This window comes from Acinetobacter sp. 1000160 (genome assembly GCF_000588715.1).
Lineage (GTDB): Bacteria > Pseudomonadota > Gammaproteobacteria > Pseudomonadales > Moraxellaceae > Acinetobacter > Acinetobacter courvalinii.
The window spans coordinates 161,201-172,062 of sequence record NZ_JFWP02000008.1 but is presented as its reverse complement, the minus strand read 5'-3'; the positions used below and the strand labels follow the sequence as shown (position 1 = coordinate 172,062).

The window sequence follows — 10,862 nt, the reverse complement described above, 5'->3', positions numbered from 1 at the left end:
TAAGCTACTAATGATTTTAAACTGAAGAGTTTGATCATGGCTCAGATTGAACGCTGGCGGCAGGCTTAACACATGCAAGTCGAGCGGGGAAGGTTGCTTCGGTAACTGACCCAGCGGCGGACGGGTGAGTAATGCTTAGGAATCTGCCATTTAGTGGGGGACAACATTCCGAAAGGAATGCTAATACCGCATACGTCCTACGGGAGAAAGCAGGGGATCTTCGGACCTTGCGCTAAATGATGAGCCTAAGTCGGATTAGCTAGTTGGTGGGGTAAAGGCCTACCAAGGCGACGATCTGTAGCGGGTCTGAGAGGATGATCCGCCACACTGGGACTGAGACACGGCCCAGACTCCTACGGGAGGCAGCAGTGGGGAATATTGGACAATGGGCGCAAGCCTGATCCAGCCATGCCGCGTGTGTGAAGAAGGCCTTTTGGTTGTAAAGCACTTTAAGCGAGGAGGAGGCTCTCTTAGTTAATACCTAAGATGAGTGGACGTTACTCGCAGAATAAGCACCGGCTAACTCTGTGCCAGCAGCCGCGGTAATACAGAGGGTGCGAGCGTTAATCGGATTTACTGGGCGTAAAGCGTGCGTAGGCGGCTTTTTAAGTCGGATGTGAAATCCCCGAGCTTAACTTGGGAATTGCATTCGATACTGGGAAGCTAGAGTATGGGAGAGGATGGTAGAATTCCAGGTGTAGCGGTGAAATGCGTAGAGATCTGGAGGAATACCGATGGCGAAGGCAGCCATCTGGCCTAATACTGACGCTGAGGTACGAAAGCATGGGGAGCAAACAGGATTAGATACCCTGGTAGTCCATGCCGTAAACGATGTCTACTAGCCGTTGGGGCCTTTGAGGCTTTAGTGGCGCAGCTAACGCGATAAGTAGACCGCCTGGGGAGTACGGTCGCAAGACTAAAACTCAAATGAATTGACGGGGGCCCGCACAAGCGGTGGAGCATGTGGTTTAATTCGATGCAACGCGAAGAACCTTACCTGGCCTTGACATACTAGAAACTTTCCAGAGATGGATTGGTGCCTTCGGGAATCTAGATACAGGTGCTGCATGGCTGTCGTCAGCTCGTGTCGTGAGATGTTGGGTTAAGTCCCGCAACGAGCGCAACCCTTTTCCTTACTTGCCAGCATTTCGGATGGGAACTTTAAGGATACTGCCAGTGACAAACTGGAGGAAGGCGGGGACGACGTCAAGTCATCATGGCCCTTACGGCCAGGGCTACACACGTGCTACAATGGTCGGTACAAAGGGTTGCTACCTAGCGATAGGATGCTAATCTCAAAAAGCCGATCGTAGTCCGGATTGGAGTCTGCAACTCGACTCCATGAAGTCGGAATCGCTAGTAATCGCGGATCAGAATGCCGCGGTGAATACGTTCCCGGGCCTTGTACACACCGCCCGTCACACCATGGGAGTTTGTTGCACCAGAAGTAGCTAGCCTAACTGCAAAGAGGGCGGTTACCACGGTGTGGCCGATGACTGGGGTGAAGTCGTAACAAGGTAGCCGTAGGGGAACCTGCGGCTGGATCACCTCCTTAACGAAAGATTGGTGACCGGTAAGAATCCACAACAAGTTGTTCTTCGAAGATGTATCTGAGGGTCTGTAGCTCAGTTGGTTAGAGCACACGCTTGATAAGCGTGGGGTCACAAGTTCAAGTCTTGTCAGACCCACCAAATCTGATAGCTGAAGCTGAGATTGAGATATATCGTTCATTATGATTTTAAGCTGGGGACTTAGCTTAGTTGGTAGAGCGCCTGCTTTGCACGCAGGAGGTCAGGAGTTCGACTCTCCTAGTCTCCACCATGAATTACTTAGTAATTCTGAGCTAAATAGATTATAGAGTTTAGTGAATACAGTCCAAGTTGACTGGTTTATTAATCTCTGTGATTTATCACAGTTTACTACGCACCGACGAGGTGGTAGTTAATCATTAACAGATTAGTAGAATTGAGTCTGAAATAAATTGTTCACTCATTCTTTGATTTAAACATTTCGATGTTTAAGTTGAATGAAATGAGAACTAGCAAAAACACTGAATCAAGCGTTTTGGTATATGAATTTAGATTGAAGCTGTACGGTGATTAAGTTCACGAAACAACAAGCTGTATGAATTAATGTTTACATTGATTCTGTTGCTACACCCACTTGTAGGTGTAACGACTGTTTGGGGTTGTATAGTCAAGTAATTAAGTGCATGTGGTGGATGCCTTGGCAGTCAGAGGCGATGAAAGACGTGATAGCCTGCGAAAAGCTCCGGGGAGGCGGCAAATATCCTTTGATCCGGAGATTTCTGAATGGGGGAACCCACCCGCTAAAAGGCGGGTATCATAAGCTGAATACATAGGCTTATGAAGCGAACGAGGGGAAGTGAAACATCTCAGTACCCTTAGGAAAAGAAATCAATTGAGATTCCCTTAGTAGCGGCGAGCGAACGGGGAGCAGCCCATTAAGTTATGTGTGTTCTAGTGGAACGCTCTGGGAAGTGCGAACGTAGAGGGTGATATTCCCGTACACGAAAGGGCACACATAATGATGACGAGTAGGGCGAGGCACGTGAAACCTTGTCTGAATATGGGGGGACCATCCTCCAAGGCTAAATACTCCTGACTGACCGATAGTGAACCAGTACCGTGAGGGAAAGGCGAAAAGAACCCCTGTGAGGGGAGTGAAATAGATCCTGAAACCGCATGCATACAAGCAGTGGGAGCACCTTCGTGGTGTGACTGCGTACCTTTTGTATAATGGGTCAGCGACTTATATTCAGTAGCAAGGTTAACCGCATAGGGGAGCCGTAGAGAAATCGAGTCTTAATAGGGCGTTTAGTTGCTGGGTATAGACCCGAAACCAGGCGATCTATCCATGAGCAGGTTGAAGGTTGGGTAACACTAACTGGAGGACCGAACCCACTGTCGTTGAAAAGCCAGGGGATGACTTGTGGATAGGGGTGAAAGGCTAATCAAGCCTGGTGATAGCTGGTTCTCCCCGAAAGCTATTTAGGTAGCGCCTCGGACGAATACCATTGGGGGTAGAGCACTGTTTCGGCTAGGGGGTCATCCCGACTTACCAAACCGATGCAAACTCCGAATACCAATGAGTACTATCCGGGAGACAGACTGCGGGTGCTAACGTCCGTAGTCAAGAGGAAAACAATCCAGACCGCCAGCTAAGGCCCCAAAATCATAGTTAAGTGGGAAACGATGTGGGAAGGCATAGACAGCTAGGAGGTTGGCTTAGAAGCAGCCACCCTTTAAAGAAAGCGTAATAGCTCACTAGTCGAGTCGGCCTGCGCGGAAGATGTAACGGGGCTAAAACTATGTGCCGAAGCTGCGGATGTATACTTTAGTATACGTGGTAGGGGAGCGTTCTGTAAGCCGATGAAGGTGTATTGAGAAGTATGCTGGAGGTATCAGAAGTGCGAATGCTGACGTGAGTAACGACAAAACGGGTGAAAAACCCGTTCGCTGAAAGACCAAGGGTTCCAGTCCAACGTTAATCGGGGCTGGGTGAGTCGACCCCTAAGGCGAGGCCGAGAGGCGTAGTCGATGGGAAATTGGTTAATATTCCAATACTTCTGTGTAATGCGATGAGAGGACGGAGAAGGTTAAGTCAGCCTGGCGTTGGTTGTCCAGGTGGAAGGCTGTAGGCATGCATCTTAGGCAAATCCGGGGTGCTCTATGCTGAGAGCTGATAGCAAGCTGTACTTGTACAGTGAAGTGGCTGATACCATGCTTCCAGGAAAAGTCTCTAAGCTTCAGTTACACAGGAATCGTACCCGAAACCGACACAGGTGGTCAGGTCGAGTAGACCAAAGCGCTTGAGAGAACTCTGCTGAAGGAACTAGGCAAAATGGTACCGTAACTTCGGGAGAAGGTACGCTGCTGACGGTGATGGGACTTGCTCCCTGAGCTGTTGGCAGCCACAGAAACCAGGCCGCTGCAACTGTTTATTAAAAACATAGCACTCTGCAAACACGAAAGTGGACGTATAGGGTGTGATGCCTGCCCGGTGCTGGAAGGTTAATTGATGGGGTTAGCGTAAGCGAAGCTCTTGATCGAAGCCCCAGTAAACGGCGGCCGTAACTATAACGGTCCTAAGGTAGCGAAATTCCTTGTCGGGTAAGTTCCGACCTGCACGAATGGCATAATGATGGCGGCGCTGTCTCCAGCAGAGGCTCAGTGAAATCGAAATCGCTGTGAAGATGCAGTGTACCCGCGGCTAGACGGAAAGACCCCGTGAACCTTTACTGCAGCTTGACATTGAACTTTGACCTTACTTGTGTAGGATAGGTGGGAGGCTTTGAAGTTAGAACGCTAGTTCTAATGGAGCCGTCCTTGAAATACCACCCTGGTAATGTTGAGGTTCTAACTCTGCCCCGTAATCCGGGGCGAGGACCATGTCTGGTGGGTAGTTTGACTGGGGCGGTCTCCTCCTAAAGAGTAACGGAGGAGTACGAAGGTGCGCTCAGCGTGGTCGGAAATCACGCGTAGAGTATAAAGGCAAAAGCGCGCTTAACTGCGAGACCCACAAGTCGAGCAGGTACGAAAGTAGGTCTTAGTGATCCGGTGGTTCTGTATGGAAGGGCCATCGCTCAACGGATAAAAGGTACTCTGGGGATAACAGGCTGATACCGCCCAAGAGTTCATATCGACGGCGGTGTTTGGCACCTCGATGTCGGCTCATCTCATCCTGGGGCTGAAGCAGGTCCCAAGGGTATGGCTGTTCGCCATTTAAAGAGGTACGCGAGCTGGGTTTAGAACGTCGTGAGACAGTTCGGTCCCTATCTACCGTGGGCGCTGGAAATTTGAGAGGATCTGCTCCTAGTACGAGAGGACCAGAGTGGACGAACCTCTGGTGTACCGGTTGTGACGCCAGTCGCATCGCCGGGTAGCTATGTTCGGAAGGGATAACCGCTGAAAGCATCTAAGCGGGAAGCCTACCTCAAGATAAGATTTCCCTAGGAATTTATTCCTCTAAAGAGCCGTTCGAGACTAGGACGTTGATAGGTTGGGTGTGGAAGCACGGTGACGTGTGAAGCTGACCAATACTAATTGCTCGTGAGGCTTGACTATACAACACCCAAACAGTTGTTGTATTCAAGATAAATTCAATACATAACTTGATTTAGTGTCAAAACTAGTTACAATACGACTCAATTAACTAATCCGTTAATAACTCTTTCGGTACTAAGTGGCAAAAAACGTAAGACCACCCAAAACCAAAACAGTTTGCTGGCGACAATAGCAAGAGTGAACCACCTGATCCCTTCCCGAACTCAGAAGTGAAACCTCTTAGCGCTGATGGTAGTGTGGCACTTGCCATGTGAGAGTAAGTCATCGCCAGCTTTTAAATCTAAACACCCCTAACCTGACGGTTGGGGGTGTTTTTTATTGCGTAAAGGAAAATAATGCTGTCTAAGAACTTATTCTTGGCTTAACTCTTTCAAGATAGCTTCATTGAACTGTGGAATATCATCTGGGCAGCGTGAGGTAATAAGAGGCCAATCATTGGTATTACAACGATGTACCGCTTCATCCACCCAGTGTGCGCCTGCATTTTCTAGGTCCAGACGAATGCTTTTATAGGACGTCAGATTTTTATCCTGAATGCGTTCTGCATTGATGAGTGTCCAAGGCGCATGACAGATTGCGGCAATCGGCTTGTTTTGATCGGTAAAGTACTGAATGATGGCATGGGCTTTTTCATTGAGCCGTAAGGTATCGGCATTGACGGTACCGCCAGGAATAATCAAAATATCGTAATCTTCTACAGAAACCTGATCCAATGAGGCTTGTGGTGTATAACTTGGACCAAGTGCCTTATCACCTTTTACCGTCTGTACAGCATCAAAGCTTTCTGCAGCATGGATGACTTCAATACCTTTGCCTTTTAAAAATTCGAGTGGCTGAATCAGCTCATCATGTTCAACGCCTGCGTTAGATGTGATGATTAATGCTTTTTTACCCATGGTTACGACCTCAAAATCATTTTTATTTTAGGGTAACAAGCTAAAAAAATGAAAAATGTAGGGCTTTCTGGGGCAGATTGTATCTTGCGGGATACGATGTCAATTTCTGTTACATGCTTCAGATAGATAAAAAGAAGCCCCATCATCCTGACGGGGCTTCTTCGTATTCCGCTTATGTCGTTGATATCCTATTAACGACCACGTCCTGTGTGTTTTATTATTCTCAATGAGACTTCCTGTCTCTCTATGCTTCATATATTAACGATTAAGCTGGGTTGGATATAGAGGTAAATCTACCTGATCAACGTACGCTTAGGCGTACAATTAAGCGATATGATACTTCTGTAGTTTACTCATTAACGCTGACAAGCCTTTCACTTCAAACTCATTGGCTTCAAACGTTTCTTCTTTATTACGTTTAAAAATATCACGGATTTCAAGAACGGCGTTGCTGTCCACCAAGCCGATATAGGTCGCGACCTGACGGAGTTGATCAATTGAGCGCGAGCCATTGGTTGCACCATAGCCCACATAAGCCGCAGGTTTACCTTGCCATTCCTTAGCCACGTAATCCAGTGCATTTTTGAGTGCTGGACTGTAGCCATGATTATATTCAGGGCTAATCAAGATAAATGCATCAGCAGCGGCAATTTTATCGGCCCATTGTTGTTGTTTAGGTTGGTCATAAACACCTGTCGCTGGAGGATGCGCGCCTGCAAAGATAGGTAAAGCCCATTCTTTCAGATCGATAATCTCGGTCTGAATATCATTTAATGAAAGTTCATTGATGGCCTGATCGACCCAATTGGCGATTTTAATGGCTGTACGGCCTTCGCGGATGCTACCGACGATAATGTAAATGAGCATATTAATCTTCCTGTGTTATTGCTTTGAATCGAAAATAAATGTCTTTTAATGATCTTATACTTTTATTCAGGGTTAAAAAAAGCTCTCATTTGAGAGCTTTTATGTTACATCAATTTAATGCCTTGCTGTCCAGCAGGGGTAACCTTAAAGATTTCCACTTCAAAGGTAATATTTTTGCCTGCCAGTGGATGATTAAAATCGATTTCAGTGGTGTCATCATTGACCGATTTTACAATTCCAAATAAGGTGGCTTTGGCCTTATCTTCAAATTCAATCATATGACCAACGATGGGACGTTGTTCAAACTTAACCGTATCGAAGATCTGGATATTTTCAGCATTCCAGGGGCCAAAAGCATCTTCAGGTGGTAAATGTACAGTACGACGATCGCCTGCACGTAAACCAAATAAAGCCTTTTCAAAGCCAGGTAACAGGTTACCGTCGCCAATCACCAGACTGACAGGTTCTTCACGGCCACGGGTATTGTCGATCTCAACACCATTTTCGATTGAAACCGAAAAGTGCAAGTCAACTTTTGAACCGTCCTGGATACGAATTTCTTCGTTTGGGTGAATAATTTCGTTCATCTTATCTATCCGCATTTTGGTTGCGTTTCTTCTCGAGGAAGAAGGTATCGATTAGCAGTAAAATCGTTCCCAAAGTAATGGCACTATCTGCAAGATTAAATGCCGGGAAATGGCTGTTCTGGTAATAGACATGGATAAAATCGACCACATAGCCCAGACTGACACGGTCAATCAGGTTGCCAATGGCTCCACCGAGAATCAACGCAATCGCCATAGGCAAAACGATCATTTTCTTTGGCATGCGCATCAGCCAGAACACAAAAATAACCGACACAATGCCTGCTAGAGAGGTAAACAGATAACGTTGCCAGCCACCCGCATCAGATAGAAAGCTAAATGCTGCGCCATGATTGTGAAGTAATGTCCAGTTTAAAAAAGGCAGAACCGGAACAGGATCAGCATAATTTAAATGCGAACTTGCAATCCATTTGGTCCATTGATCCAGCACAATGGCAAGGACAGAAAGTCCAAGCCACATGAAGTTGTGCGGGTAAAACTGGAATAAGCCTTTTTTCGCGGGGCTTGTTTGCACAGAATTATGCATATTTTCTCACTTCGCCACTGCCAGTGACATTGATAATACAACGAGCGCATAAACCAGCATGACCAACGTGTGTATTTACATCTGGCAGCACATGCCAGCAGCGTACACATTTTTCACCATCCGCCGCTGAAACCTGAACACGTAACCCGGCAAGGTCAGTGCTTTCACCTTGTTCAGCATACGGATGCACAATGACTTGAGAGGTGATCAAGACAAAGCGTAATTCATCAGCCAATTGGTTCAACAATTTCTGTAATGCTTCATCTGCCCAAAGTTCAACTTTTGCAGATAAGTTACTGCCAATCAGTTTAGCGTTACGTGCTGCTTCAATCTGTTTATTTACTGCTGATTTTACGCTAATCAATGTTTGCCAATCTGCTTCAGACAGTAAGTTTGCTGTTGATGCGGTTGGAATGTCATACCATTCAGCGGTAAACACATATTTTTCAGTTTGTTCTGGGATTAAAGGCCATGCTTCTTGTGCGGTAAAGCTGAGAATTGGTGCCATCCAGCGGACAAAGGCCTGAACGATATGGTATAGCGCGGTTTGGGCAGAATGACGTGCTTGTGAATCTGCCTTGGTTGTGTATTGACGATCTTTGATGATGTCGAGATAGAACCCACCCAAATCGTTGATACAGAAGTTGGTGAGGGCATTGGTCACAATATGGAAATTCATCTCTTCATAGGCTTGCTGAATGGTTTTTTGAACCTCAGCAGCACGTTGCAGGATGTATTGGTCTAATGCAATCAACTGGTCCACTGGCAGCGCATCCGTAGATGGCTTGAAGCCATTCAGGTTCGCCAGCAAGAAACGTAAGGTGTTACGGATACGACGGTAACCATCTGAAGCACGGCTAAAGATTTCTTTACCGGCCGTCATTTCATAACGGTAGTCTGCAGAAGCGATCCAGAAGCGTAAGCCATCTGCACCCATATCTTTAATAATGTCTTGTGGGGTAATGATATTACCTAATGATTTAGACATTTTACGGCCTTTCTCATCGACCACGAAACCGTGGGTGAGCAAGCCTTTATATGGCGCGCGTTCATTGATGGCAATTGAGGTCAGCAATGAAGACTGGAACCAGCCACGGTGTTGATCTGAACCTTCAAGATACAAGTCAGCAGGATCTTGCAGGTCTTCACGTTCACGTAGCACCGCATAGTGGGTTGTGCCAGAGTCGAACCAGACATCCAGTGTGTCACGGATTGCATTGTAGTTTTCGGCATCTGCACCAATGAAGTCACTTGCTTCACGGTTATACCAGCCGTCAATCCCTTCCTGTTCGATCAGCTTAGCCACTTCTTCAATCAGTTCAGGCGTACGCGGATGCAATTCGTTGGTATCTTTATGAACGAAGAACGGGATTGGCACACCCCAGGTCCGTTGACGTGAGATACACCAGTCAGGACGACCTTCAATCATGGATTGGATACGGCTTTGACCCCAATCAGGCACAAACTCAATGTCATTTTCAATCGCGTTTAATGCATTTTGGCGTAGACCGTTGGCATCCATACTGATAAACCATTGTGGTGTCGCACGGAAGATAATTGGTGTTTTGTGACGCCAGCAATGCGGATAGCTATGCTTGATTGGCTGATGCGCCCATAAACGACCGACTGCACCCAATGCTTCAATAATTTGAGGATTGGCTTTATAGATGTGTTCGCCTGCAAAAATTGGTGCAGTGGGTAAATACACACCATTGCCGCCTACAGGATTTTCAACTTTCAATTGATAGAGTAGGCCGACTTTATAGTCGTCTACACCGTGGCCCGGTGCAGTATGGACTGCACCTGTACCACTGGTTGCAATCACGTGCTCGCCTAAAATCACAGGCACTTGGCGATCAGTTAACAGCGGATGTTGCAATAAAAGATTTTCGATTGCCGCACCTTTGAAATCAGCGAGTACAACTGGGTTTTCAAGCTTATAACGCTCGATTGCTGATTCCACCAGATCTTTGGCCAGAATAAAGTTTTGCGTACCACGGTCAGTCGTAACCTGTACCAGTTGATAGTCGATTTCAGCATGCAATGCTACGGCTTGGTTTGCAGGCAAAGTCCATGGTGTCGTGGTCCAGATCACGATATCAGTCGCATCTTTAACCTCGACATTCAAACGTGTGCTGAGCTCTTTCAGATCAACCACGGTGAAGCCGACATCAATGGCATCTGATTTTTTATCTTCGTATTCAACTTCAGCTTCAGCCAGAGAAGAACCACAGTCCATACACCAGTTTACTGGTTTTAAACCTGGCTCAATATGACCTGCTTTGGCAATTGCACCGAGTGCACGTACGATATCTGCTTCTTGTTTGAAGTTCATGGTGAGGTATGGATTGTCCCAGTCACCAAACACACCCATACGTACAAAGTCTTTTTTCTGTAATTCGACTTGAGTGTATGCATATTCACGGCATGCTTTACGGAAAGTCGATGCATCAACCTTGACACCGACCTTACCAACTTTTTCTTCTACTTTCAGTTCGATTGGCAGACCGTGACAGTCCCAACCTGGCACATAAGGTGCATCAAAGCCATCTAAAACACGGCTTTTGATAATGATATCTTTTAAGACTTTATTGACGGCATGGCCTAAATGGATTTGACCATTGGCATAGGGAGGGCCGTCATGAAGGACATATTTTTTCTTGCCAATACGCGATGCACGAATCTGCTGATAAATGTTGTCGGCATACCACTCTTCTAACCATTTGGCTTCACGCACAGCCAAGTTTGCCTTCATGGCAAATTCAGTCGCTGGCAAATTGAGTGTGGCTTTATAATCCACTGCATTTTCAGGAGTTTGCTTATCGCTCATGCAAGTTTTCTTCCAGTTTGATCAGTTTGTAAACTGACATGTATTACGTTT

Annotated in this window: 5 protein-coding genes, 2 tRNA genes and 3 rRNA genes; 5 read left to right on the top strand and 5 right to left on the bottom strand. The window is 46.6% G+C overall.

The features are described from left to right. Window positions 1–18 precede the first annotated feature (18 nt). The 5 genes from J699_RS03470 to rrf all read left to right on the top strand — a co-directional run bounded on the left by J699_RS03470 (window position 19) and on the right by rrf (window position 5,360). Window positions 19–1,555, top strand: a 16S ribosomal RNA gene (locus tag J699_RS03470). A gap of 59 nt (window positions 1,556–1,614) precedes the next feature. Beyond that, window positions 1,615–1,691: transfer RNA gene (locus J699_RS03475), tRNA-Ile, on the top strand. Between the two features lie 54 nt (window positions 1,692–1,745). Then, window positions 1,746–1,821: transfer RNA gene (locus tag J699_RS03480), tRNA-Ala, on the top strand. Window positions 1,822–2,194: 373 nt separating this feature from the next. Next, window positions 2,195–5,087, top strand: a 23S ribosomal RNA gene (locus J699_RS03485). A gap of 158 nt (window positions 5,088–5,245) precedes the next feature. Beyond that, window positions 5,246–5,360, top strand: a 5S ribosomal RNA gene (gene rrf / locus J699_RS03490). The 16S, 23S and 5S rRNA genes sit together here with 2 tRNA genes alongside, the layout of an rRNA operon. A gap of 77 nt (window positions 5,361–5,437) precedes the next feature. Here the strand turns inward: rrf and J699_RS03495 are convergent. The 5 genes from J699_RS03495 to ileS all read right to left on the bottom strand — a co-directional run bounded on the left by J699_RS03495 (window position 5,438) and on the right by ileS (window position 10,811). Beyond that, window positions 5,438–5,983 (bottom strand): type 1 glutamine amidotransferase domain-containing protein, encoded by a 546-nt coding sequence (locus J699_RS03495; protein WP_005228216.1) that lies wholly within the window; start codon window positions 5,981–5,983, stop codon window positions 5,438–5,440. Between the two features lie 324 nt (window positions 5,984–6,307). After that, complete coding sequence (locus J699_RS03500) at window positions 6,308–6,850, bottom strand: NADPH-dependent FMN reductase (RefSeq protein ID WP_005228217.1); 543 nt, start codon at window positions 6,848–6,850, stop codon at window positions 6,308–6,310. A gap of 104 nt (window positions 6,851–6,954) precedes the next feature. Next, window positions 6,955–7,437 carry an FKBP-type peptidyl-prolyl cis-trans isomerase gene (locus J699_RS03505; protein WP_009516399.1) on the bottom strand — a complete coding sequence of 161 codons (483 nt, stop codon included), beginning with the start codon at window positions 7,435–7,437 and terminating at the stop codon, window positions 6,955–6,957. Window position 7,438: 1 nt separating this feature from the next. Beyond that, window positions 7,439–7,969: a signal peptidase II gene (gene lspA / locus J699_RS03510; RefSeq protein ID WP_165569320.1), complete on the bottom strand. Its 531-nt coding sequence runs from the start codon at window positions 7,967–7,969 to the stop codon at window positions 7,439–7,441. Window positions 7,970–7,973: 4 nt separating this feature from the next. Further along, a complete protein-coding gene (gene ileS / locus J699_RS03515) occupies window positions 7,974–10,811 on the bottom strand; it encodes an isoleucine--tRNA ligase (protein WP_032870808.1) in 2,838 nt (945 codons plus the stop codon). Window positions 10,812–10,862 lie beyond the last annotated feature (51 nt).